Source organism: Spirillospora sp. CA-128828 (genome assembly GCF_050945415.1).
Lineage (GTDB): Bacteria > Actinomycetota > Actinomycetes > Streptosporangiales > Streptosporangiaceae > Spirillospora.
On the sequence record NZ_CP191986.1, the window covers coordinates 5633243 to 5658106 of the forward strand.

21 protein-coding genes and 1 pseudogene are annotated in these 24864 nt (G+C 70.8%); 11 read left to right on the forward strand and 11 right to left on the reverse strand.

The annotated features are described in order from the left end of the window. Positions 1–90 precede the first annotated feature (90 nt). Together ACQPXG_RS27480 and ACQPXG_RS27485 are read right to left on the reverse strand one after the other, a co-directional pair. On the reverse strand, positions 91–1503 hold the full coding sequence (locus ACQPXG_RS27480; RefSeq protein ID WP_433462001.1) for an FAD/NAD(P)-binding protein: 1413 nt from the start codon (positions 1501–1503) through the stop codon (positions 91–93). Between the two features lie 58 nt (positions 1504–1561). Next, complete coding sequence (locus tag ACQPXG_RS27485) at positions 1562–1717, reverse strand: hypothetical protein (protein WP_433462002.1); 156 nt, start codon at positions 1715–1717, stop codon at positions 1562–1564. A 57-nt stretch (positions 1718–1774) separates the two neighbouring features. Here ACQPXG_RS27485 and ACQPXG_RS27490 point away from each other — a divergent pair, with 57 nt between their 5' ends. Further along, entirely contained in the window at positions 1775–2230 is a 456-nt protein-coding gene (locus tag ACQPXG_RS27490) for a hypothetical protein (RefSeq protein WP_433462003.1), read from the forward strand. A gap of 5 nt (positions 2231–2235) precedes the next feature. Here ACQPXG_RS27490 and modA read toward each other — a convergent pair whose 3' ends face one another. Next, the gene (gene modA, locus ACQPXG_RS27495) at positions 2236–3018 is read right to left on the reverse strand and encodes a molybdate ABC transporter substrate-binding protein (RefSeq protein ID WP_433462004.1); all 783 of its coding nucleotides are present in this window, start codon (positions 3016–3018) and stop codon (positions 2236–2238) included. Between the two features lie 293 nt (positions 3019–3311). On the opposite strand from modA, the gene ACQPXG_RS27500 reads away from it, so the two are divergent. From ACQPXG_RS27500 to ACQPXG_RS27510, 3 genes are all read left to right on the forward strand, one after another. Then, complete coding sequence (locus ACQPXG_RS27500; protein ID WP_433462005.1) at positions 3312–3539, forward strand: hypothetical protein; 228 nt, start codon at positions 3312–3314, stop codon at positions 3537–3539. Between the two features lie 169 nt (positions 3540–3708). Next, entirely contained in the window at positions 3709–5004 is a 1296-nt protein-coding gene (locus ACQPXG_RS27505; RefSeq protein WP_433462006.1) for a cryptochrome/photolyase family protein, read from the forward strand. Between the two features lie 221 nt (positions 5005–5225). Continuing rightward, positions 5226–6734, forward strand: a complete 1509-nt coding sequence (locus ACQPXG_RS27510) for an SDR family oxidoreductase (protein WP_433462007.1) — start codon at positions 5226–5228, stop codon at positions 6732–6734. 27 nt (positions 6735–6761) lie between these two features. Here ACQPXG_RS27510 and ACQPXG_RS27515 read toward each other — a convergent pair whose 3' ends face one another. Further along, complete coding sequence (locus ACQPXG_RS27515; protein ID WP_433462008.1) at positions 6762–7541, reverse strand: polysaccharide deacetylase family protein; 780 nt, start codon at positions 7539–7541, stop codon at positions 6762–6764. A 182-nt stretch (positions 7542–7723) separates the two neighbouring features. On the opposite strand from ACQPXG_RS27515, the gene ACQPXG_RS27520 reads away from it, so the two are divergent. From ACQPXG_RS27520 to ACQPXG_RS27535, 4 genes are all read left to right on the forward strand, one after another. Beyond that, entirely contained in the window at positions 7724–8512 is a 789-nt protein-coding gene (locus ACQPXG_RS27520) for a CPBP family intramembrane glutamic endopeptidase (RefSeq protein ID WP_433462009.1), read from the forward strand. A 106-nt stretch (positions 8513–8618) separates the two neighbouring features. Then, the gene (locus ACQPXG_RS27525; protein WP_433462010.1) at positions 8619–9290 is read left to right on the forward strand and encodes a YoaK family protein; all 672 of its coding nucleotides are present in this window, start codon (positions 8619–8621) and stop codon (positions 9288–9290) included. Between the two features lie 195 nt (positions 9291–9485). Beyond that, entirely contained in the window at positions 9486–14390 is a 4905-nt protein-coding gene (locus ACQPXG_RS27530; protein ID WP_433462011.1) for a cation-translocating P-type ATPase, read from the forward strand. 105 nt (positions 14391–14495) lie between these two features. Further along, positions 14496–14918, forward strand: a complete 423-nt coding sequence (locus tag ACQPXG_RS27535; protein WP_433462012.1) for a hypothetical protein — start codon at positions 14496–14498, stop codon at positions 14916–14918. A 17-nt stretch (positions 14919–14935) separates the two neighbouring features. Here the strand turns inward: ACQPXG_RS27535 and ACQPXG_RS27540 are convergent, their stop codons facing one another. After that, on the reverse strand, positions 14936–15688 hold the full coding sequence (locus tag ACQPXG_RS27540) for a glucose 1-dehydrogenase (RefSeq protein WP_433462013.1): 753 nt from the start codon (positions 15686–15688) through the stop codon (positions 14936–14938). A 12-nt stretch (positions 15689–15700) separates the two neighbouring features. Further along, the gene (locus tag ACQPXG_RS27545; RefSeq protein WP_433462014.1) at positions 15701–16786 is read right to left on the reverse strand and encodes an NAD(P)H-dependent amine dehydrogenase family protein; all 1086 of its coding nucleotides are present in this window, start codon (positions 16784–16786) and stop codon (positions 15701–15703) included. 216 nt (positions 16787–17002) lie between these two features. Between ACQPXG_RS27545 and ACQPXG_RS27550 the strand changes: the two genes are divergently transcribed. Continuing rightward, on the forward strand, positions 17003–17197 hold the full coding sequence (locus tag ACQPXG_RS27550) for a hypothetical protein (RefSeq protein ID WP_433462015.1): 195 nt from the start codon (positions 17003–17005) through the stop codon (positions 17195–17197). 19 nt (positions 17198–17216) lie between these two features. Continuing rightward, positions 17217–17615: a peptidase inhibitor family I36 protein gene (locus ACQPXG_RS27555; protein WP_433462016.1), complete on the forward strand. Its 399-nt coding sequence runs from the start codon at positions 17217–17219 to the stop codon at positions 17613–17615. A gap of 244 nt (positions 17616–17859) precedes the next feature. Here ACQPXG_RS27555 and ACQPXG_RS27560 read toward each other — a convergent pair whose 3' ends face one another. From ACQPXG_RS27560 to ACQPXG_RS27570, 3 genes and pseudogenes are all read right to left on the reverse strand, one after another. Next, a complete protein-coding gene (locus ACQPXG_RS27560) occupies positions 17860–18351 on the reverse strand; it encodes a hypothetical protein (protein WP_433462017.1) in 492 nt (163 codons plus the stop codon). A 206-nt stretch (positions 18352–18557) separates the two neighbouring features. Continuing rightward, positions 18558–19094, reverse strand: coding sequence for an MFS transporter (locus tag ACQPXG_RS27565; protein WP_433462018.1), 537 nt, complete (start codon positions 19092–19094; stop codon positions 18558–18560). A 37-nt stretch (positions 19095–19131) separates the two neighbouring features. Next, a pseudogene (locus ACQPXG_RS27570) lies at positions 19132–19953 on the reverse strand (MFS transporter); the annotation flags it as partial. 788 nt (positions 19954–20741) lie between these two features. Here ACQPXG_RS27570 and ACQPXG_RS27575 point away from each other — a divergent pair. After that, complete coding sequence (locus ACQPXG_RS27575; RefSeq protein WP_433470060.1) at positions 20742–21947, forward strand: serine hydrolase domain-containing protein; 1206 nt, start codon at positions 20742–20744, stop codon at positions 21945–21947. Between the two features lie 480 nt (positions 21948–22427). Here ACQPXG_RS27575 and ACQPXG_RS27580 read toward each other — a convergent pair whose 3' ends face one another. Both ACQPXG_RS27580 and ACQPXG_RS27585 read right to left on the reverse strand, forming a co-directional pair. Further along, on the reverse strand, positions 22428–23354 hold the full coding sequence (locus ACQPXG_RS27580; RefSeq protein ID WP_433462019.1) for an ROK family protein: 927 nt from the start codon (positions 23352–23354) through the stop codon (positions 22428–22430). A 37-nt stretch (positions 23355–23391) separates the two neighbouring features. Next, positions 23392–24603, reverse strand: coding sequence for an ROK family transcriptional regulator (locus ACQPXG_RS27585; protein ID WP_433462020.1), 1212 nt, complete (start codon positions 24601–24603; stop codon positions 23392–23394). Positions 24604–24864: the final 261 nt, after the last annotated feature.

Here is a 24864-nt window from a genome sequence, read left to right on the forward strand (position 1 = left end):
TGGAGCTCGGGTTCCGGGCTGGGGCCCCGAACTCACAGGGCGCCGAGCGAGGGCGACCAAGTCGAGATCGAGCTGTGGTCGAGCAGCTCATCAGGACAGGATGGGCCGGTTCTCCCTGTTGGGCTCTCGGTGGCCGGAGCTCTTGAGGAGGGTGAGGCGGTCGGCGAGGGCAGCGGCCTGGGCGCGGATCTCGGGGATGGCGGTGGTCTCGTAGCGGACTCCGCGCAGGGGCGGTCCGAGGGTGAACAGGTTCTCGTGGGGGCGGCCCGCGGCGTCGCGCACGGCGCCGTCGGGGTCGGCGTCCAGGCCGAGGCCGAGGGGTCCGGGACGGGCGATTCCGGCGGTGACGAGGCTGGACAGGAACTCGTCGGTTCCGGGGGTGGCGGCGGGTCCGGTGCCGTTGATCAGCCAGCCGATCTTCAGTTCCGAGGTCCTTCCGCCGTTCCTGACTCGCACGGAGAGTCGGCGTTGCGCGACGGCGCGGACGTCGTCGATGCCGCCATGGAGAATGCGCAGGCGTCCATTGGCGCGCAGGGCGTCGATCCGGGCGGCGGAGGCAGGCGGAATCCGGTGGCGGTGCACCTCCCAGTGCCGGGCGACCAGATTCAGAAAGCGCCGCCGGTCGGCCTCGGACAGACTCCCCCACAGGGCCGCGACGTGCGGCCGGACGGCGTCGACGAAGCCGTGCCACTCCCCGCCATTGCCATCGACGGTGAGCCTTGCCCAGCGCAGCAACTCACGCAGGGTCAACGGATCGGCGGGAAGGACGATCTGGGCCTCGGGCGGGCGGGGCGGCGGATGGTGGGGCCGGGGCAGCAGCCCGTGGCGGGAGAGGGCGTGGACGACGCGGTCCGGATGACGTCCGGTCAGGCTGATGGCCAGGTCGACCATGGTCAGTCCGGTGCCGACGATGAGGACGGGCTCGTCGTCATCGATGACGTCCAACGCTCCACGCCGCCAAGGATCAGCGATGTACCGGGGCCGTGGCGGCTCCCACGGCAGGCGGCCTGGTGCTTGATTGCCGACGGCCAGCACGACCGCATCGGCACGGTATGAGGTGCCATCGGCCAGGCGGAGCCGCCAGTCCGTCGCGGAGGGCTCCGCCGCGAGCGACAGCATGGTGCCGGTCAGCTCGGTCACGTGCCCAGGCCGCGCCCCAGCCGAGGTGTCGAGCAGGTCCCGCAGGTAGCGGCCGTACAGCGAACGCGGCAGGAAATCTTCTCCGGAGACTTCGAACCCCCGCGACCGTGCCCAGTCCACCAGATGGCCGGGATCGTCCTGGACGCCGCTCATGTTCATCGCACGGACGTTCAGCAGATGGTTCGGGTCCTCGGTGGAGTACGCCTGACCTCGGCCGTGCAGGCCACCCCTGTCGATGATGAGCAGCCGCGGCACCGAACCGGCGCGCCGCAAGAGGTGCGTGGCGACCAGCGTCGCGCTCGCACCACCGCCCACCACGGCGACCAGTGGCGTGTTTCGGCTGCGAGCGACACGGTCAGGCATACGTCCGAGCATAGCCGTTATTTCCTACAAGAATTATCGTAAAACCGCGTGGCTGCTTTCACGAGCCGACCACGATGCCGAGGGTCCTGGAGCCGACGAACCCGGCGAGCAGGCCGAAGGGACCGTCCGCCACCGCCGGGGTGGCGTTCAGGGCGGCCTGCGTGGGTGGAGACGCTGGACGGACGCCTGGACGCGCGCGCTCGGTCACGAACATGAACGGCGGTCCACGCATTTTCGAACTTAGAGTAGTGCAGCCGTTACCTGACTTTCTGTGTTCAAGTCCGGCGATCTTAAAAAGGGAACGATCACGAAGGGCGTCGCCGCCGGGTGGATCATCGTGGTCACATTGACCGGCCCCACCTTCCTGTTGAGTTGGGGAATCGCAGGGAGCATCGACGCCGGGTGCGATTACCACTACAACAGCCGCGGCCAGCGCTCCTGCGGAGTGCCGGACGACGGAATGGATAGTTTTGTCGCAATAATGATCGGAGTCTGGCTGTGGGGGCTTGCAGTGTGCGCACTGGGCTTCCGAGTGATGTTCAATGGTTCGTGGTGGCCTGTTTTAGGCGTCACCGTCGGTGCAGGTGTGGCTTTGGCGGTCTCCGCATTGGGAGGCGTCACCACGGGTGAAAAGGTCATGCTGTTCGTAGCCCCGGCAGCCGCCGTGATCGTGCCATGGATCACCCACTACCGCAGTATCAAGCGATCCGGGAGGGAGGGGAATTGAGGTCATCAGGGGGCTTCGAAGCCGGCTGCCGTCAGGACGCCCCTGCCCTGCGGTGACAGGACGAGCTGGACGAACTCCTTGGCCAGGGCGGGCTGGGGCGCCTTGTTCAGGGTGGCGATGGGGTAGTCGTTGATGGCCTTGGCGGACTCGGGGAAGTCGATGCCGTGGACCTTGGTCCCGGCGGCCTTGACGTCGGTGCGGTAGACCAGCGCGGCGTCGGCCTCGCCGAGGGTGACCTTGTTGAGGGCGCCCTTGACATCCTGCTCCAGCGACACCGGCTTGACGGTCACGCCGGCGGCGGCCAAGGCCTTCTTGGCGGCTGCGCCGCACGGGACCGGCTCGGCGCACAGCACCACTTTGAGCTTGGGGTCGGCCAGGTCTTTCAGGCCGGTGACCTTGCCTGGGTTGTCGGCGGGCGTGGCGATCTGGAGGCGGTTGCGGACGAAGGTCTGCGGTTGCCCGTCGACCAGGTGCGCGTCGGTGACCGTCTTCATGGTGGCGGGGCTGGCGGCGGCGAACAGGTCGACCGGAGCACCCTGGGTGATCTGCTGGGCCAGGGTGGAGCTGCCGCCGAAGCTGAAGCGGACCTTGACGCCCGGGTGGGAGCTCTCGAAGGTCTTGCCCAGCGCGGTGAACGTTCCGGTCAGGGACGCCGCGGCGAACACCGTCACCGTCTTGCCGCCCCCGCCGGAGCCGCTGGACTTGTCGTCGATGTCGCCGCAGCCGGCGGCGGCCGCCGTGAGCAGGGTGAGACCGACGATGCCGGTGGTCAGACGCTTGAGCAGCACAGCAACTCCAAGTTGGGGTGAACCGGTGGCGGTAGTGCGGCTGCATCGACCCAGCGGCGCACGGTGTCAGGGCTGACCCCAGCACCGCGCCACCTCGTTGATCCGGCACTCCGCCAAGAACATCAATCTACTCTCGCAAAATCCATAGCTGTAGCCCGATTCATGGAGCATCTGCCATGTGGACATAGGCGATTCCATCGCGTGTGAGATATCACGCTGGTCGGTGGGCATGGGTCCCACCCAGATCCAGATGCACCCGGAGAGAAGGCCGGTGGGCTGGGTATGGGGTGGGCATGGAGGACGCGGCAGGCGGAGAGGCCGGGCTCGATCTGGGCGCGGTGGCGCGCCGGCCGGGTTTGGCGGCTTCCACCGTGCGCGCCTGGGACCAGGTCATGGCGCCGGAGCTCACCTGGATCGGGCGCAAGCACGCGGCCAGCGGCAGGTATGTGGAGGTGGAGCATCTGCTGTCGGCGGTGCTCGTCGCGCTGCCTGGTCACGGCGTCGCCGCCAGAGGCGGCTGATCAGTCGCACGGCCCGCATCGACACCACAGCGGCCCGCGCTGATCCCGTGCGCGGCGTGGTGCGGATTCGCCACCGCATTGAACACCGACATTCGCTCACCGCAACCGACCGGGCAGCCGTGTCGATACGGCCGGTCTCACGGACGCGGGTACCGCAGCAAGGACCAGAATGATGAGCACCTCGATCATGCTGTTCACCCGCGACCTGCGTGTCCGCGACAACCCCGCGCTGACGGCGGCGTGCCGGGCCGAGCACGTCGTGCCGGTCTTCGTCTTCGATGACGCGATCCTGAACGGGCCGTTCGCCGCACCCAACCGCGTCCGGTTTCTTCTGGAAAGCCTTGCCGATCTCCGCGCCTCCCTCCGCGATCTGGGCGGGGATCTGGTGGTGCGCCGCGGTGATCCGGTCACGGAGGCCGCCCGGCTGGCGGGCCAGACCGGCGCGAGTTCGCTGGTCGTCGCCGACGAGCGATCGGCCTACGGCACGCGACGACTCGGCGGGCTCCGCGCGCTCGGTATGGAGGTGTCGGCGCATCCGGGCATCACGGTCGTCCCGCCTGGAGAGCTCACCCCGGCGGGAGGCGATCACTACCGGGTGTTCACGCCGTACTGGCGGGCCTGGGACGCGGTCCGATGGCGTCCGATCGCGGACGCGCCCGAGGCGATCCGCCTGCCATCCGGCGTGAGAGCCGGTTCGCTGCCGCGGCTCGCCGACCTGATCTCCGGTTCGCCGTCGCCTGACCCGGCGCCCGGCGGTGAGCGGGCGGGACGGCGGCGCATGACGCAATGGCTACGCGAAGCCGCCGCGGACTACGACCGGGCTCATGACGACCTCGCCGCCGACCGAACCTCCCGGCTGAGCCCGTACTTGAAGTTCGGCTGCATCTCCCCGCTGGAACTGGCGCACGCGGGCCCGAGCGCGTTCCGGCGCCAGCTCGCATGGCGAGACTTCCACCATCAGGTCGCCGCCGCCTTCCCCGCGCTCGCCAGGGACGACTACCGGCCACGCGGACATCGGTGGAACAACGACGAGGATGCCCTCGCCGCCTGGTGGGACGGCATGACGGGCGTCCCTATCGTCGACGCGGGCATGCGGCAACTGCGCAGCGAGGGCTTCATGCACAACCGTGCACGCCTGATCACCGCGTCGTTCCTGACCCGCGACCTCGGCATCGACTGGCGGCACGGCCTGCGCCACTTCAACGACCGTCTCACCGACGGCGACATCGCCGACAACGCGGGTAACTGGCAGTGGGTGGCCGGCACCGGCAACAACACCCGGCCCGGCCAGGTCATGAGCCCACTCCGGCAGGCGTCCCGCTTCGACCCCCACGGCGACTACGTCCGCCGATACGTGGCCGAACTCGCCGATATCGAAGGCTCGCGCGTCCATCGCCCCTGGACACTTCGCGCGTCCGGCCGGCGGGCATCGTCCTACCCGCCACCCATCATCGACATCGACTGACGTGCCTGCTTGAGGGGTGCACGGCGGCTAGCCGCGCGGGGCTGCGCAGCGCCAGCACCAAGCCCATGTTCACCTGTCCACCGACAAATGCGGGCGCCGTGCGCTTGGGCAGGCCGGCCCCGGGTAGGCAGCGTCCGACCAGGGCCTGACGCCAGACGGGAAGGCCGCGGGGCACACGCAGACACCGGCGGCGACGCGATGACCACGCCGAAGCACAGGACATGAACCGCCACACCGGCAAGGCCCACGGAGACTTGTGCCTGGTGACCGGGGCCAGCGGCTACATCGGGGGGCGGCTGGTCCCCGAGTTGCTGGACGCCGGGTATCGAGTGCGCTGCATGGCACGTTCGGCGCGGCGGTTGCGCGATCACCCCTGGGCCGGGCGGGTGGAGATCGCGGAGGCCGACGCCACCGATCCGGAGGCGACCCGTCGTGCGCTGGACGGTGTCGACGTCGCCTACTACCTGATCCACGCGATCGGGGGCGCGGGCGGTTTCGCCGAGAACGACCGGCGAGCGGCCCGCACCTTCGCCGCGGAGGCGCGGGACGCAGGGGTGAGGCGCCTGGTCTATCTCGGCGGCATGACCCCGGAAGAGGAACTGTCGCCGCACCTGCGGTCCCGCGCCGAGGTCGGCAGGATCATGCTGGAGGGCGGCGTGCCCACCGTATGGCTGCGCGCCGCGGTGATCATCGGCTCGGGTTCGGCCTCGTTCGAGATGCTGCGCCATCTCACCGAACGGCTGCCGGTGATGGTCACGCCGCGGTGGGTGCACACCCGGATCCAGCCGATCGCGATCCGGGACGTCCTGCACTACCTGCTGGCGTCCGCGGACCTGCCTCCCGATGTGAGCCGCGGGTTCGACATCGGCGGACCGGACGTGCTCACCTACGGCGACATGATGCGCCGGTACGCCGCCGTCGCCGGGTTGAACCGGCGGATCATCGTCCCGGTTCCGGTGCTGAGCCCGAGGCTGTCGAGCCTGTGGGTGGGGGCCATCACGCCGGTACCCGGTGGTCTGGCGCGTCCGCTGGTGGAATCGCTGCGCAACGAGGTCGTGTGCACCGACGACGACATCGGCCGGTACGTCGCGCCACCGCCGGAGGGGCCGATCGGCTTTGACCGTTCGGTCGCGCTCGCGCTGCGCCGGGTCCGTGAAGCGGATGTCGCCACGCGCTGGTCATCGGCCGGCACTCCCGGCGCCCCGAGCGACCCGCTGCCGACGGATCCGGACTGGGCCGGCGGCAGCCTCTACACCGACGACCGGTCGTGCCGCACGGACGCTCCGCCGGAGATGCTGTGGGAGGTCGTCGAGGGGATCGGCGGGGAACGCGGCTGGTACTCGTTCCCCATCGCCTGGCGGGCACGGGGCGCTCTCGACCGGCTGGTAGGCGGTGTGGGGCTGCGGCGGGGCCGCCGGGACCCGCGCCGGCTGCGCACCGGGGAGACGGTGGACTTCTGGCGCGTGGAGGAGATCGAGACCGGGCGGCTACTGCGGTTGCACGCCGAAATGCGACTGCCCGGCCTGGCCTGGCTGGAACTGAGGGTTTCCGGGAAGAACGGGCGCAGTCTGCTGGAGCAGCGGGCGCTGTTCCACCCGAGGGGCCTCGCCGGTCACGCGTACTGGTGGGCGTTCCGGCCGCTCCACGACCGGATCTTCGGCGGGATGTGCCGTGGCATCGTCCGCGCTGCAGAACGGTCACGAGTGGACGGACTGTCCCAGCCACGCTAAAGCGAGGGACCCATCAGCGGCGGGTGCTCAGAGTGCGACGAAGGTCAGGCCGCGCTTCTTGAGGGCGGGCAGGACGGTGCGCAGTGCCGTGACGGTCTGGGAGCGGTCACCGCCGCCGTCATGGCACAGCAGGATGTCGCCCGGCTTGGCCGTTTCGAGATTGTTGGTGATGTGCGGGACTCCGGGACGGGCCCAGTCGCGCGGGTCGACTCCCCAGCCGACACAGATCATCTCCAGCGAGGTCGCGATGTCCACGACCTGCTGCGACCAGGCACCGCCCGGGGAGCGGAAGAACCGCGGGGCCGCCGAGGCGGCCTGGGCGATCCGGTCGTGCGCCTCGGCGATCTCCTGGCGGATGCGCGGTCCGGGCAGCGCCGGGAGGTTGATCGGGTGGTTGAGCGTGTGATCGGCGATCTGGTGGCCCGCCGCGACGATCCGCTGGACGACCTGGGTGTTCCCCGGCACCTGTCTCCCGATCATGTTGAAGGTCGCGGGCACCTCGAACTCGGCGAGCACGTCCAGGACCTTGGGCGTCCAGTACGGGTGCGGCCCGTCGTCGATGGTCAGCGCCACGGCGTTCGGCGGCGCGGCCGGAGTCAGGTCGTGCAGGGAGCGGATCGGGTTGGTGACCGCTCTGAGGTTCCCGGCGGGCGCGAACCCCGGATCGGGCGGTGGGGCCGGCGTCCGCCGGACCTGCGCCGCATGCGCCGGCCGATGCCCTTCATGACGCCACAGTTCGGGGGTCACCCCGGCCGCGACTCCCGCCGCGGCGGCGGCGAGCATGGTGAGCACCTGACGACGGTCCATTCGGGTGTCCTTATCGTCCGAGGGGCGTTGCCCTGTAAGACTGCCCAAGACCCCGGCAGGTTTGCCGCTCTTGTCGTGAATCGTCCGTGCTCCCAGCCGAACACCGCCGGACTGTTTTCACGCCGCGTCCCCGGAGGCGACAGGTCGGCCGGAGGCGGCCGGCTCGTGCGACGATCGTCGCTGTGACCGCTGAGGAGACAGCAACTCCACCGCTTCCCGGACGCCGCGTGCTCGTCGGCGAGGTGTGGCTGGTGTTCGCCGTGTCCCTGGGCGCCTCAGCGGTTTCGGCGCTCATCTCCTTCCTGGGCTCGGTGACCGCGGGCAAGGCGCTGAACCGGCAGGCGGCGTCGCTGGTCACCGACGCCGCCCCGGGGCGCCCGTGGCTGGGGCTGGCTTGGCAGCTGTTCTTCCTCGCCACCGCCCTGGTGCCGGTCGCGCTGGTGGCTCATCTGATGAACCGCGGCGGTGAACCGCTGCGACGAACGCTGGGAGCCGGCTGGGTCCCGCGCGGCATGGATCTGTTGCGCGGAGCCGCGGTGGCGGCGGTCATCGGCGGTTCCGGGCTCGGCCTGTATCTGGCCGCGCGCGGCCTGGGCGCGAACCTGACCGTCGTCCCCTCGACGCTGGGGGACGTGTGGTGGCGGATCCCGGTTCTGGTGCTGTCGGCGGTCCAGAACGCGGTGCTCGAAGAGGTCATCGTGCTGGGGTATCTGCTGCATCGGCTCGGCCAGCTCGGCTGGCCGGACTGGAAGGCCGACGTGACGAGCGCGGCGGTGCGCGGCAGCTATCACCTCTACCAGGGCTTGGGCGGGCTGGCGGGCAACATGGTGATGGGCCTGATCTTCGCCCGGCTGTACCGTCGCTGGGGCCGCGTCATGCCGCTGCTGGTCGCGCACGCGCTGATCGACATCGTGGCGTTCGTCGGCTCGGTGGCCCTGGCGGGAAAGGTCTCCTGGCTGCCCAGGCCCTGACCGCCGATGGACGGGCATCCCGGGACGGCCCAGCTGGTGGCCGTGTGAGACGCGGCTTTCGCTGTGGCGCCCGTGTCGGTCATCGATCGGCGGTGAGACTGATCCCATGCGTCGCAGGCGGCATCTTCCGGAGATCGGCCCCGTAGGACTGGCCCAGGTCCTGACCGCTGTGGCGGGTCTGGTGGACGCCGCCGCGTACCTTGCGCTGGGCGGCGTGTTCGTCGCCAACCAAACGGGCAACAGCGTGCTGCTGGCCATCGCGATCGCCGAACGCCTCCCGCTCGGCGACTCCTTGCCCGGACCGGACCGCAGCGTAAGCCAGCCGCTGACTTCTCTGCTGGCGTTCTGTGTCGGCGCGGCGGCCGCGGGATGGTTCGATTCACGCGTTCTGGGACGCCTGCCCGCAAGGTGGCCGCCCCTCCTGGTCGCCGAGGCGCTCTTGCTGGCAGCGGCGGCGGCCGTGCCCGGCCCGGATCAGGCACGTGTGGGGTTGGCGGCGGCCGCGATGGGTGTCCAGAGCGTGCACGGTATGCGGCTTGGCATCAACGGGGTGCCCACCACGGTGGTCACCAGCACGCTGACCCGGCTGCTCGGCCGAATCAGTGAGAAGTCCGGTCAGGGCCGCAGTACGAGGCTCGCTCTTGTCTGGCTGTTGTACATGGCCGGCGCAATCATCGGCGCAGCCGGTGTCGGCCTCTGGTCGTTCACCACGATCTGCTTGTGCGCTGCGGCCACGACCGGGCTGGTGGCCGCAGTGAGAAGACCGAGGAGCGGATGACCCCGCGGCCCGTCCCGTTCGTGCTCCTGCCGACCGCGGCGGTCGCGGATCCGGATGGCGGTTCGGTCGCCCGGTGCCGCTCCGAAGCGGGCTGAGCAGGTGGCTTGGCTGTTTGCGGGCTCCTGTCGCGGGTACTCGGCGGCCGGTGGCGGATCCGGTGGTCGGTGTCGTTTGCGCGGGCAGGGGGAGCCGGCGATGGGAATCGCGGGGGTGTCGGTTGCCAAGGCGGTGCTCGCCGCGCCGTTCGCGGCGGCGGCCCCTGCTTCGGCGCTGGCCGCCAGGGGTGTGGTGGCGGGGGTGCGGGCGACCGCGGCCGGGGTGGGGGCCACCGCCCAGGTCGCCACGGGGACCGCCCAGCGGGTCGGCGCGAGTGTCCTGCGTGCGGGCATTGAGGGCCCGGAAGCCGCGCAAGGGCGGCAAGAGAGTGACGAATCGCCCGATCAGAAGGATCGCGGGTCGGGCGTGGGGTCTGCGGTCCGAACGGCGGCCGAGGCGAAGCTCGGCCGTGCGGCTGGTGCGGTCGTCGCGTTGGCCGCAGGGGGCCCTGGGCGGAGGGTGTGGGCGCGGGACGGACGGGCGCACATCCGGGTGAACGGCCTGTCGAGCGGCGGACTGCGGCACCGGCGCTACACCAGGGCGCTGAGGGAGGCGCTTCTGGGGCTGGAAGGCGTGGACCTGGCGGAGGTCAACGCGGTCACTGGGCACGTCCTGGTGGCGTACACGGAGGGCGCCGTGGACCTCGACACCTTGGTGTCGACGGTCAAGGACGTGGAGGAGGCCCACGGGGCCGCCCGATTCGACGAGGCCGCGCACGCACAGCGACCGGACGACGAGATGGCGTGGACGGCGGCGATGTCCGCCCTGGTGGCCGACTGCGCGGGCGCCGCTGGAGCGCTGGCCGGGCGGTTGCTGCTCCTCCCGCCGGTGCCGAGGCCGGTGGTGGCGGCGGTGTCGGTCGCGGACTCCATGCCGAGGGTGCGGGCGGCCCTGGAGCGGCAACTGGGCGTGCCGCGCGCCGACGCTCTGCTCGGTGTGGCCAGTGCCGTCGTGCACGGGGTCGGGCATGGGCTCGTCCCGGTGGTCGTCGATGCCGCCCACCGGGTCTTTCAGCTTTACGAGATCCAGGCGCGACGCCAGGTGTGGGAGGCCCGCGAGCCCCGGCTGGGGGGCGGCCTCCAGCCGCAGGACTGGGGCGGCCGTGCCGAGCGTCCGTGCCCGCTTCCGGACGGGCCGGTGGAGAAGGCCGCGGACCGCACGTCGCTGGGCCACCTCATCGGAGCCGTCGGGGTCCTGGTGAGCACGCGCGACGTGTCCGCCGTCGCCGACCTGCTGTTGGCGACCGTGCCGAAGGCGGCGCGGCACGGACGGGAGGCGTTCGCGGCGGTGCTGGCACATGACCTCGCGCGGCGGGGCGTGGTGCAGCTGGACCCGGGGGCGCTGCGCCGGCTGGACCGGGTCAGCGCGGTGGTGATCGATTCCGCCGTGCTGTGCGATGGGGAGCTGCGGCTGCTGTCGGCGGTCTCCACCGGTGATGTGCTGGACGACGCGGGCGTGTGGCGTGCCGCCGGCGCGCTGCTGGCCGGGTACGACCGCGATGACCTGGAAGGGCCCGGCCCATGGCGGGGCAGGCCCGAGGGCGGTCGGGAGGGGGCGGGGTACCGGCTGGAGCGGGCGGCCGACCCACCGTCCGGCGGCCCCGCGGACCCGTCCGGCGTCACGCTGGATCTCCTCGACGAGCAGCGAAGACGGTGCGGCCGGGTGCGGGTCGGATCGTCGCTCGACCCCCTGGCGGAGGCTCTGCTGTCGGCGGCGCACGAGGCGGCCGGCGTGGTGATCCTGACCGAGCACGCCAGCACCCGGGAGCTGCTGGCCTGGGGCGACGACTCCGCGGTGGCCGCGGACCGGCTGGCGCTATGCGTGAGTGACCTGCAGCGCGACGGGCATGGGGTTCTGGTCGTCGCATGCGGGCAGGATCAGGCGCTCGATGCGGCTGACGTGGGGATCGGCGTGCTGCGCGATGACCGTCCGGCCGACTGGCGCGCCGACCTGCTGTGCGGTCCGGGCCTGGCGGAGGCGTGGCGGCTGCTGGTCGCGGTCCGGCCGGCGCGGCGTGCCAGCGAGCGTGCCGCACAGTTGTCGCTGAGCGCGTCCACGCTGGGTGCGCTGCTGGTCGCGGGGAGGCCGCGCCGGCGCCGCGCCGGTCGCGTGCGGCTGCGCCGCGTGGTCGGGTCCTGGCACGACGTCCCCCCGGTGCACGCGGCCTCGTTGTCGGCGATGGCCGTCAACGCGGTGAGCGCCCGGCGGCTGAACCACCGCCCGCTTCCGGTGCCCGTCGTCCGGGACGACTGGCACGCCCTCACCGCCGAGGAAGCGTGGCGGCGGTTGTCGCGCATCGCCGCCGAGCGCGCAGCCGGGAGCGGCGCGGACACGCAGGCCGCAGAGCTCGCGAAGGTGCCGCTGCTGCGCCGGACCGTGGCCGGACCCGCCGGAACGGGGGTGCGGATCGCCGCGGCCGTGCGGCAGGAACTCGTCGACCCGCTGACTCCCGTCCTCGCGCTCGGGGCGGCGGCTTCGGCGGTGGTCGGCTCGAGCGTGGACGCGCTGCTCGTCGCCGGGGTCGTGGCGGGCAACGCCCTCGTCGGCGGCGCCCAGCGCATGCGGGCGGAGAAGGCTCTGGGCGAACTGCTGCTGACGCAGCGGATCCACGCCCGCCGTCTGCGCGTCGACGCGCAGACGGTCATGGGGAGTAGAGCAGGACGGGGCACGGCGGGTGAGGAGGAATTCGCGCGGCTGCGGACCGCTGAGAGCGACCGGGTCACGGCCGACCGCCTGCATGCCGGAGACGTGATCCTGCTGCGCTCGGAGGACGTCGTGCCCGCGGACGCCCGGCTGCTGTGGGCCGAATCGCTGGAGGTGGACGAGGCCGCACTCACCGGTGAGTCGGTGCCCGTCGACAAGAGCATCGAGCCGTCACCGGGCGCCGACCCTGCCGACCGGCACTGCATCGTCTACGAGGGCACCACGGTCGTGGCCGGCGACGCGGTCGCCGTCGTCGTCGCCACTGGCGAGGCCACCGAGGCAGGACGGGCCGCCGCCCTCGCCGGTGCCGCCGACATCTCCTCCAGCATGCAGGCCCACCTGGCCGAGCTCACTCACCGGGCCCTGCCCGCCACGGCTCTGGGCGGCGCGGCGGTCACCCTGCTCGGGATGCTTCGTGGGCTGCCCCTGCGACGCGCCCTCGGATCCGGTGTCGCGGTCGCGGTGGCGGCCGTCCCCGAGGGGCTGCCCCTGGTCGCCACGATCTCCCAGCTGGCGGCGGCGCGGCGGCTGTCACGCCTGGGCGTGCTGGTCCGCTCCACACGGGCGCTGGAGGCACTCGGCCGGGTGGACACCCTGTGCTTCGACAAGACCGGCACCCTCACCGAGGGCCGGCTCCGTGTGGTCCGCGCGTCCGGTCCCGCCCGTCCGCTGCCCCTGACCGGGGAGGGCGGCCGGAGCATCCTGCGGGTCGCCGCGCGGGCCTGCCCACCGCCGGGCGGCGGGCAGGCCCCCCACGCCACCGACCGGGCCGTCCTGGAGCGCATGGAGAACCTTCCGCCCGACACCCGGTGGCGTCTGGAGGAGGAACTGCCCTTCGAGACCACACGGGGGTTCTCCGCCTCGCTCGGGTATGACGGCGACCGAGCGGTCATCGCCGTCAAAGGCGCTCCCGAAGTGCTCCTGGCCAGATGCAGCCGGGTCCGCGGCGGCCGGCAGCCCTCCGGACGCGGAGACGGCGGACGCAAGGGCGGGCGGGACAAGCCGCTCACCGCCGCCCGGCGCCGCGCCGCCGCCGCGACCGTCCGCCGGCTGGCGGGACAGGGCCTGCGTGTGCTCGCGATCGCCGAACGGGACGTCCCCGACGCCGCTGGAGCGCGCGGTGAGATCGCCGAGCGCGTCGATGACCTCGTCCTGCTCGGTTTCATCGGCATCGCCGACACTCCGCGTCCCACCGCCGAGGAGGCGGTACGGCAGCTTCGCGAGGCGGGCGTGCAGGTCACCATGATCACCGGTGACCACCCGGAAACCGCCGTCGCCGTCGCCGCCGAACTCGGCATCCCCGACGCGCACAAGGTCGTCACCGGTGCCGGACTCGACATTCTGTCCGCCACCGAGCGTGTCGAGGCCGTGCAGCGCGCGACGGTCTTCGCCCGTGTCACCCCGGCGCAGAAGGTCCGCATCATCAAGGACCTGCGCCGAGCCGGGCGGGTGGTCGCGATGACCGGCGACGGGACGAACGACGCCGCGGCCATCCGCCGCGCCGACGTCGGCATCGCGGTCGCCGGGCGCGGCTCCGGCGCGGCCCGCAGCGCCGCGGACCTCGTCCTGACGGCGCCCGACACCGCGCTCATCCTCGACGCGCTGCGCGAGGGCCGTGCCCTGTGGCACAGCGTCCGGGACGCCGCCGCGATCCTGGTGGGCGGCAACGCGGGGGAAGTGGCCTTCACCATCCTCGGGACGGCTCTGGACGGGAACGCCCCACTGAGCACCCGGCAACTGCTCCTGGTGAACATGTTCACCGACATGCTGCCGTCGCTCGCCGTCGCCATCACCCCCGCCGATCCCGGACCCGACCCCGCAGCGCCGCTCGGCGGAGCGCCGGTACGCGGGTTCACCGGCCAGGACATGCGACAGGTGCTGGCCGTGCGCGGCACCGCGACCGCGGCGGCGGCCCTGGCCTCCTGGCAGGCGGGCCGCCTCACCGGCCTCGTCCCCGGAGGACGCCGCCGCGCCTCCACCATGGGCCTGGCCGCCCTGGTCTTCGCCCAGCTCGGCCAAACGCTCATCTCACGCTGGCACAGCCCCCTCGTCCTGGCCACCTGCGCGGCCTCGGCCGCGGCCCTGTTCGCCGTGGTCGAAACACCGGGCGTCAGCCAGTTCTTCGGCTGCGTCCCGCTCGGCCCCGGAGCCTGGACGATCATCACGATGGCGGCCGTGGCGGCGACCCTGGGGGCCGCCGTCGCCCCGAGGCTGCTGCCTTCCGCCGCGGAACCAGCGAAGGAATCGGAATCCCGACATGAAAAATCAATAAACCGGCGCAAACAGACCGTAACGCACTGATTGCGGCACTGGTGTTGCGGGTACCTGGGGGCGACGGGCGCGAAGAGAGCATGCAGACCCGTCCCCGAACGATGAGAGGCCGAGAACCTCTCCAGAAGGAGAGATATGGCAGCGACCCAACGGACCAGGACCGCGACCACCCGTGGCCGTGCCACGCAGAAAGAGAAGCCCCAGACCAAGGGCCGAGCTGCCACCGCCAAAGGCCGCGCGCCGAAGGAGAGTGCTGAAACGGCACATCGGACGGCCACCGTTCCCCTTGTCACCCCGCACCTCACCCTCCATAAGGTTCAGGTGCCGACGCCGAATCTTCCGGTGAGCGGCGATGAAATGATGGCGGCCGGTAAGGCCGTGACCTCGTTCCTCCCACCGCCGGACCGGCTGGCCTACTACACCGGGCTCGGCGCCTTGGCGGTGTTCGGTGTCATCGAGTGGCCGGTGGCCGCGGCGATCGGAGCCGGGGTCGCCATCGCAAAGCGAGCAGGCCATTCCGGTGAGCGCCGGCATGAGCAGACAGAGAACCGCCGGTAGGCGACGCGCTCTTCCGCTCAGTCCTTGTGCGGGATCTGGTTGACGGTGCCGCCGTCCATGACGAACTCGGTTCCGGTGGCGTAGGAGGACTCGTCGCTCGCGAGGAAGACCACGAAGGAGGCGACCTCCTCAGGCCGGCCGGGGCGTCCGAGCGGGATCGGGATCATGTCGTCGGGGATGCCTTCGGTGATCGGGGTCCGGATCAGGCCCGGGTGCAGTGAGTTGACCCGGATGCCGTGCGGGGCGAGCTCCGTGGCGACCGACTTGGTCAGGCCGCGCAGACCCCACTTCGACGCCACGTAGCCGTGTGCCCACGACGTGCCGCGAAGGCCCTCGATGGAGGAGTTGTTGATGATCGAGCCGCCGCCGGCCGCGACCATCGCGTCGGTGGCCGCGCGGATGCCGAGGAACGGGCCGGTGAGGTTGACATCGATGATCTGCTGCCACTTCTCCAGCTTGAAACGGTTGATGGCCGCGCCGTTGGCGATCCCCGCGTTGTTGAAGAGCACGTTGAGGGTGCCGAACTCGCTGACGGTGGTCTCGACGGCGGCCGCCCAGTCCTCGGCGCTCGTCACGTCGAGGTGCACATAGCGGCCAGCTTCACCCAACTGGTCCGCGACGGCCTTGCCGTCCTCGTCCAGGATGTCGCCGATCACGACCTTGGCGCCCTCGGCGGCCAGTGCCCGGGCGGCGGCCGCTCCGATGCCGCGCGCACCTCCGCTGATCAGGGCGACCTTCCCGTCCACGCGTCCCATCGTCTGTGTCCTCATCTCTCCTGGGTCTCAGCCGGCCAGTGTCGTTGCGAAGACGCCTCGGGCGGTGTTGAAGGGCAGGTCGAGCGGTGTCCGAAGCCCCGGCGGCGCCGCGACGACGTCGGGGATCGAGTTGACGATGCGCCCGGCGCCCGCGGCGATCGCGGCGTAGTTGTGGTCTCCCTTGGCGCTGGTCGGGCAGACGTCGACGCGGTAGGACGGTTCGCCGACGATCTCGACCCGGTAGGAGCCCCCGTCCTGTGCCGGCTGTGGCCAGTCGGGACGCAGGTCGCCGCGAAGCCTGGTCGTGTGGTCGATGACGAGTACCTCCCTGCCGCCGGCGAGGCCACGGATCTGGAACCGCATCGCCGCCACTCCGCCCGCGGGGATGTGCCCGGCGGCCACGTCGAACGCCTCCGGCGCCGGCTCCTGTTCGAACCACTCCGTGATCTCGTCGAGGTCGAAACCGAACCCCCGGGCCAGCATCCGGAGGCTGACCCCCCAGGACGCCGCCAGCATTCCGGGCTTGAACATCTTCGGCAGGTCCCCGACGGGCCGGCCGAAGCCCATGAAGTCGAACATGACCGGTCCGCCGTCATAGGTCGCGTAGTCGGCGATCTCCGAGCAGCGCACCTGCTCCACCCGCTGGCAGGTGCCGGCGATCGCGAAGGGCAGCAAGTCGTTGACCCACCCGGGGTCCACTCCGGTGACGAAGATGCTCGCCCCGCCCGTCCGGCAGGCGTCCTCCACGGGGTCGATCATGCGCTGCGGCAACACGTCCCAGGGGTGGATCAGCGGCACCGGTGAAGAGGCCACGACGTTGCTGCCGGCGGCGAGGATCTTCTGGATGTCACCGAGCGCCTCGAACAGCCGGGTCTCCCCGAGCGCGCAATAGACGGTGCACTCCGGCCGCGCCGCCAGTGCCGCGTCCAGGTCGTCGGTGGCCACCACACCCGTGACCGTGTCGAGGCCGGCGAGCTCGCCGGCCTCCCGCCCGACCTTCTCGGGGCTCGACACGACCAGCCCGGCCAGAACGAAGCGAGGGTCCTCGATCAGCTGTGACAGCGCGATGCGGCCGACGTTGCCGGTCGCCACGTGAAGAACGCGGATGGCCATGGTTCTCCTCGATGGGCGGTGGGACGACGCCGGCCCTCCGACGCCGGACACCTGTCCAGTCATTATTCCAGAACCAGTAGAACACGTTCTACTGGCGCGCCGGCCCAAGGCCCGCACGCCCCAGCGCGAGCTCATCTCGCCGGATGGGCGATAAGGGTTCGATAACGCGCTTCTCTAACGTGATCGGCGTTGATGCACACGAGCGGGGAGAAAGGGATGTACAAGGCACGGATCATGGTGGGCGCCCTCGCGGCGGGGGCCGCGCTGGGGGCGCTCCCGGCGGGGGCGGCGGCGTCGGCGGACGGCGGGGGCTGGGTGTCGGCCTACTTCCTGACCGGGCCCGGCAACGGCGACGACAAGGCCGTGGACGTCAACGGCAGGACCATCAAGACCTGCTCCAAGGTCTACTGAGCGAACGACGGGGAGAGAGATGAACAAGATCCGGGCCGGCCTGCTGGCCGGCGCGGTGGTGGCGGGGGCCATCACCGCCATGGCGCCCTCGGCGGCGATGGCCGCGACCACCAGGAGCACCGACGGCGTCTGCCCGAAGGGCGACGTGTGCGTGTGGAGCGGCAAGAACGCCACCGGCGTCCGCTGCAACTGGACCGGCAACGACCCCGACTGGCAGGGCGGGGCCATCCAGTGCAAGCCGCACGGCTTCAAGGTCTACAGCATCTGGAACAACGGGTACACGAGCGACCCGTACAACAAAGTCCGGTTCTACAAGTACGCCAACTACGGGACCGAGCTCTACGACCCGATGCCGGTCACCTCGCAGCCGGTCGGCGCCGCGGGCATCTCCATCCGCTCGCACAAGTGGTCCAAGTAGGGGGCGGCGTGAACAAGGTCCGGATCACCGTCGCCGGCATGGCCGTCGCGGGGCTCGCCACCGTCCTGGCGCCCGCCGCGGCCCAGGCCGGCACCGGCGCGGCCGCCCTCACCCGTCGCCTCACCCTTTCTCTGAGCTTCGTTGCGGGGTGGAGCGTGCGGGGTCCCCAGCAGCTTAGACAGCGGATGGCCCTGCCGGTTCGGCCCGGCGCCGTTCAGAACGTTCAGAACAGCGAACGCGCAGGTCAGCAGTGCCGTGTAAGCCCCGGATCGGGCGCGTCCCCGACCCGCAGATCGGACGCGGGAACGTACCCCCACCCGTCCAGCTCGGGCATCCCGGTCGACCGGTCGCCCTGCGTGTAGTACCAGACGTCGTTGCCGCCGGAGTGCCGCTGACCGCGCGTCCAGCAGATGAACCAGCTCGGGTCGGTCTCCAGCACGGCGACCTCGGTGCCGAACCCCGCCTTCTCGTAGACGGCGACGCGCGGCCGGTTCGGGCACTGGAAGAGGTGGTCCCAGGTCCGCCGCGTCCGCGAGTCCTCGATCGAGCCGCTCACCTGCTGGCACCCGGCGTCCGCACCCTGGGCGACGGCCCAGACGGTCCCCGCCACGGCCACCACCACGACCCCGGCGACCGCGAACCAGCGCCCACGCCACGATAAGCGCCGCGGCGAGGCGGCCTCCCCGACCGAACCCGGATCGGCGAGCAGGCGCCGATGAGCGACCCACTTCGCCACCTCGCTCTCAGGCGACGGCACCATTCATGCAGGGCGCGGAGTTTGGCGGTGAACTCGGTTCAGGTGGACGCGTCTTCGGGTGCGGGCGGGGGGACTGGCACGGCGGGCAAGAAGCACTCCTGTGGTCGAGCGGGGCGCACTCATTGTGACTACCCACCGGCGGCCATGGTCTGTCAGGAGATCGGCCGGCCTTCTAACTCTGTCCCTCAACGTGCTCGCTCCAGCCGATTCGCCGCCGCCTTCGGAGACCCGGCACTATCCATCCGCCTCCAGGCAGGGAAGATCGCCGGGCACAGCGTGGCGAGCAGGTACACGCCGCCGGTCGCCAGCAGCGCGAAGGACAGGCCGACCGAGTTCACGAGGAAGCCCGCAGTCAGCGCGCCCAGCGGAGTGACCAGCTGGAACGAGGCTGTTGTCGCGCTGAGCACGCGGCTGCGAAGCTCCTCCGGCACGGTCTCATACGTCACTGTGGCCATGATGGGGTTGAGCACACCGCAGGCGAGCCCCTCAACCGCCATCGTCAACGCCAGTGGCGCGAAAGTGTCCGTGAAGGCGGCCACCACGAACCGCGGCAGGCCCACGATGAGAAGCGCGATCGTGAACACCGGCCACCGCCGAAAGCGGCTGCCCACCACCCCATAGACCAGCGCCCCGGTAAGTGCGCAGACCCCGAACGCAGCCTCCAGCAGACCGAGTTCGACGGAACACCCCAGCTCCTCCCGGACATGTACCGGGAGGAGCACGGCACTCCAACCCCTGGTCGAGGCCCCTGGTCACCAGGGTCATGAGGCACACGCTCAGCAGCAACGGCGTGGCCGCCACGAAGCGATAACCCTCCCCCAGCTCACGACGGTGGACACGCAGCGACGCCGGCTCGGCCGGCGGGCGGGCTCGCGCCTCAGACAGGTCGCGCACCCCGATTGCGAACAGCGGAGCGGACACGGCGAAGGTCACGGCATCCACCAGCAGGACGTACTCGGCGCCGATAGCGGCGATCAGCACACCCCCGAGAGCCGATCCGGTCAGCGCCGCACAGCGTGACGCACCGTCGTACAATCCGGCAGCCCTGGTCAGCGGCATGCCCGCGCATTCGGCGAGCGCGGGCAACAGCACACCGCGAGCAGTTTCACCTGGCGCACGGAACAGCCCTGTGACTGCCATCAGCACGCACAGCATCCAGAAATTCAGGACGTCGGTGAACTGCAATAACGGGATTGCCGCAACGGCCACTCCGCAGGCGAGGTCCGACATCACGGCCACCCGCCGCCGCCCGATCCGGTCGATGACCGGACCACCGACAAGCGCAGCCACTACCACGGGCAGCATCGCGCAGAACGCGACGATCCCGGCCTTAGCGGCACTGCCCGTGCTCTGCAGCACGAACCACGGCACGCCCATACTCGTAAGGCAATTCCCGGTGATCGAAACGACGTTGGCGGCAAGGACCGCTGCCAGCGGACGGCGATCATCGGGCAAGAAGTCTTCGGACACTACGGCGGCCTCCCATGAGGGGAAGCGCCCACCGCGAACGACGCACGTCAGCCGGTGGGCGAAGCGAAGTGGTCGACGTCTGGCGCGCATACCAAGGCGCACCGCAGACATGCGGCGTTCACAAGCAACGCCCCCAACACTTCGCCGAAATGACCAGCCGGCACCTCCAGGATTGTCACCTCCAGCCCAGGCCCTCCGCAACGACGATCCGTTCGCGATGGGCGCCTCGCACAGGGAGTCCTCCGAGGTGCACAGATGAAGGCAGACCGGCTGACCACCGAGGGTGAACCGAATCAGCCGGCGCTTTACTCGCCGATGGCCTTGTAGCGCTCCAGCGCGCCCTACAACGGCACTCGCCGACGCTGCCGCGCACGATGACAGTCCCTACGTCCGGAATTCCGCCCTGGCCTGCCTCATCCGGCTCGACGCAAAGTCGCACAGCGGATTGTTCGGCCACGGCGGTCTACCTCGACCACGAACTGCATGCCGTGCAACATGTCGCCGCGACCGCCCTGCGTACCTGGGGGTGGGACACCGATGAGGTCCGCCGCGCCCCGAGTCGCGGTCCCACTGGAGAAGTGGAACGAGGTCGCGGTGCTCGGCGCGGGCGCGGTGGCCGAGGTGGCCAGGTTGATCACCGCCTCGCGTCTCTCCAAGCCCCGGCGTACGGGGGCAGAGACGACCGCGGGCGTCCCTACCGTTACCGGGAGGTCGACCTGACCGGCCTGCGACAGCTGTGCTCAGCGGAACTGGAGCGCAGGGCGACGACGTGACGCCCAGCTCACAGTACGAAGCCGAGGTCCCGGGCGGTGCAGATCCACGTCATACGGTCATACAGACATCTATGTCTGTTAGAGTCGCGCCCACTGACGGTAGCGACCATCCGAGGCTTGATCACTATGCCCATTCCCACCAAGGTCACGATCGCCGCTCTCCTGGTGCCAGTGGTGGCCACCGCCGGCGTGGTGGTCGTCGCAGGTACGACGGCCGGCCACGCGAAGACGGCCAATGCGAAAGCCGCCGCCGCGCAGCAGGAGCAGATCCCCTTCCCCGCGCTGATCCACCTCCCCCACTACCCGCTCACGCCCGTGCAGCCGTCCCCCAAGCCGGTGCAGTTGACAGGCAAGGGCAAGCCCCTGAAGGTGGGCTACACCTACAACGGCACGCGCCGGACGCTGTCGGACTTCCTGCGGCGCAGCTCGACGCTCAGCTTCGTGGTCCTGCGCGGCAACAAGGTCGTCGACGAGCGCTACTTCGAGGGGCAGGGCCCCACCAGCCGGTTCAACACCTGGTCGATCGGTAAGTCGATCACGGCCACCGCGCTCGGTGTGGCGCTCCGCGAGGGCAAGATCCACGCGCTCGGAGATCCGGTCACCCGCTACGTGCCCGAGCTGAAGGGCACCGGGTACGACGGCGTTCCGCTGCGCGATCTGCTGCACATGGCGTCTGGCGTGAAGTGGGACGAGTCAAACTATTTCAACTTCACCACCGGCGCCACCGCGGCCCAGTTGCGCGTGGCCCTGGGCACCCCGATGACGAAGGTCGCCGGGGAGGCTGTCCGTGAGAGGCCCTCCGGCACCAAGTGGAACTACAACAGCCTGGACTCCTTCGTACTCGCCTGGGTCCTCACCAAGGCGACCGGACGATCGCTGGCGTCCTATGTCCAGGAGAAGATCTGGAAGCCCGCGGGCATGCAGTCCCCCCTGTACCTCGGCAAGGACTGGGCGGGCAACGGCCTGGGCTACTGCTGTTATCACGCGACGAGCCGCGATCTGGCCCGCTTCGGGCTGCTCTATCTCAACAGAGGCAAGGCGAGCGGACGGCAGGTCGTGCCTGCCGGGTGGGTGCGCGATGCCCGCGTCACCGCCCCCTATTCCCGGCCGGACAAGATCGGCCAGCTCGGCTGGGGCTACGGCAACCAGTGGTGGACCGCCCCCACCCCGGGCGACTACTCGGCGAACGGCGTGTTCGGACAATACGTCTACGTCAGCCCGCGCAACGGCGTAGTGATCGTGAAAACCTCCCAGGACATCGGCTACTCGTCCAACTACGCCGAACTGTCGGTCGCCTTCCGCGCGGTGGCCGACGCGGTCGGGGCAGGCTGAACAGGCGACCCCGCCCCCGGCAGCGCCCCATCGGCCGAGCCGTTTCTCCATCGCCGGCCTTCATTCGTATGCCGGCAGCGGAGTGCGTATCAAGGGCCTCGCTCACATACCGATAGCGCTGGCCCGCGCCGCATTGTGGGCCCACGATCGGGCGGACCCATCGGGCGGTGATTGCGCGAATGCCGTCCGGGCGGTCCGTGAATCGGCAATGGCGACCACCACATTCCCGGGGTTCGACGGCGGGGGCTTCTCTACCATTTCCATGCCGCCTCCCATATCGCCCCGGATGCCGCGAGTGAAGCGCAAACCCTGGCTCGGGAGGCGGTCGATGTCCATTGGGCGATCGTGGAAATTGGCTCTCGGAGTGAGCAGGACGCCATCCGGGCCGGAGAGCGACTGCAGGCGGTACAGAGGTTGATCAACTAGATCGGGAATGCGATGCCGAGTTCAGCGGTCTACCGCCCCGGAACGTTGGTCGACCTACGGCGCCGACCAGGCAGGTGCGGGGTAGGGGGCCGGGAGCGCACTTCGGGCGGCGCCGAGCAGGCCGGCGGAGCGGCCGAGCTCTGACGGCACCACGGTCAGCCGCTGGACGTAGTCCAGCGTGAGGAAACCGGCCAGGTGTGTGCGCAGTGGCGCGAACAGCAGCTCGCCGGCCGCCGCCACGCCGCCACCGATCACGATGCGGTCCAGGTCGCACAGTACGGCCGTCGCGGCGATGCCGCGGGCCAGTGCCTGGGTGCCCCGGTCGAACGCGGCGAGGGCGACGGCGTCGCCTTGGGCGGCATCGGCGGAGAGGGCGCGGGCGTCCGCGCCCGTCCAGCCCTGGTCGCGGGCCCATCGGACCATGGACGGGCCGCTGGCGTAGGCCTCGACACATCCGGTCGCACCGCAGGAGCAGGGCGGGCCCGCGGGGTCGGCGACGACATGGCCGATGTGGCCGGCGTTGCCACTGGGGCCCGGGTAGGCCGCACCGTTGAGAACGAGACCGCCGCCGACGCCCGTTGAGACAACGATCCCGAGCATCGACTCCACGCCGCGGCCCGCGCCGAGCCAGTGCTCGCCCAGCGCCGCCGCGATACCGTCCCCGACCAGGACGGAGGGTACGCCGGGCATGATGACGCCGACCAGGCCGAGCAGCTGGAAGTTTCGCCACGCCGGGATGTTCACCGGACTCACGCGGCCGCTCCGCGGGTCGACCGGGCCTGCGGAAGCGAGCCCGACCGCGCGCGGAGCCGCGCCCTCGGACACCGAGGTGAGCAGCCCGCGCATCGCCTCCTCCAGGAGGGCTTCGGTGGCGGGGGTGGCGACTTCGGCCTGCCGGTGCACCTGTCCGTCCGCGCCGACCAGGCCGGCGCTGATCTTGGTGCCGCCGATGTCCACCGCGAGCACGACGTCATGGTCCATGAGCATTTCCTTGGTGGGAGCAACGGGATCGCTCTGGTCAGTCCTCGAGGAGCGCCGAGAGCTGTGGGGAGTAGGTGGCGTGCAGTACGAGCGACGCGGCGCCGACGACGGCGGCGTCGGGACCGAGGGGTGACACCGCGACATCGGCGACCCGGACGTGGCGCGAGAGCGGTCTGGTCGCGAGAGCCTTGGTGACGGCGTCGAGGTAGATCGACTCGACGCGCCTGATGCCGCGACCGCCCAGCACGATCAGGTCCACGTCGGCGATGTTGACGACGTTGACGGCGACGGAGGCGACGATTTCGGCGGCGTCGCCGATGACCGCGGTCGCGAGCGGGTCGCCCTGCGCGGCGGCGTTGAGAACCGCGTCGTGGTCGACGGTGGCCGGGGCGCGCTGGAACGGCACCGCGAGCGTGCTGCCGGTGGGCTCCTCGGCGAGCCTGCGGTGCGTCTCGGCGGTGATGGCGGCGGGGCTGACCAGGCTTTCCAGGCAGCCTCGGTTTCCGCAGTAGCAGCGCGGACCGTCCAGTTGCACGGAGGTGTGCCCGAACTCCCCGGCGTTGAGCGAGCCGCCCCGGTGGACCTGGTGGCCCAGGATCAGCCCGCCGCCGGTGCCGGTGCCGAAGAAGAAGTAGGCGAAGTTGGCGACCCCCCGGCCGGCGCCTGACCAGCGTTCGCCGATCGCGGCGGCGGTGGCGTCGTTGTCCAGCGTGACCGGCAGGCCGGTGGCTTCGCCCAGCAACTGCTTCATCGGCACGCGCGTCCAGTGGGCGAGCTTGGGTGGGGCGACGACCATGCCGTGGTCCTGGTCGATCGGGCCGGGGCTGGCCAGGCCGAGGCCGAGCACGCGCTCGCGCGGCACTTCGGCTTCGGAGAGGACGTCGCCGGCCAGGTCCGCCATGGCCGCGACGACCTCGGCCGGCTGGGCACCGGGCGGCGTCGGGCGGCGCTTCAGCACCAGGGGGTGCCCGACCAGGTCGACGACCACGCAGGCGAGCTCCACCGGATCGAAGTGGAGCCCCACGGCGCTGCCGGCGTCGCCGTTGATCCGCAGCCTCGTCCGGGGCTTCCCGAGCCCCGCGACGCGGCTGGATCCGTCCTCGCGCACGATCCCCTCGTCGAGCAGCTTCCGCGTGATCCCGGAGACGGTCTGCGGCGTCAGCCCCGTGCGCTCGGCGATCTCGGCCCGGCTGATGCCGTCGGCGAGCTGGATCTGATCCAGCACCACCGCCCGGTTGTAGCGCCCCACCTTGGGAAGATTCGTGCCTGCTCGCCGCAACGAAGGTCCTTTCCGCCCGGTCCCCTGACCGGCGCCGACTCTATTCTGGCGCTTGCCTTTGACTTTGTAAAACAATTGGATTTAAGGTGCTCGACGTAACGCGCGTCACACGCGTGCGCCCGGCCGGGTCACGCCGAACCCTCATGACCACGGCCGACGGCAACACAAGATCATCGGAGAAGTTGATGTCAGAGGCACGCCGCGTCCCCCCGGGACCGGACACGCGCAGCC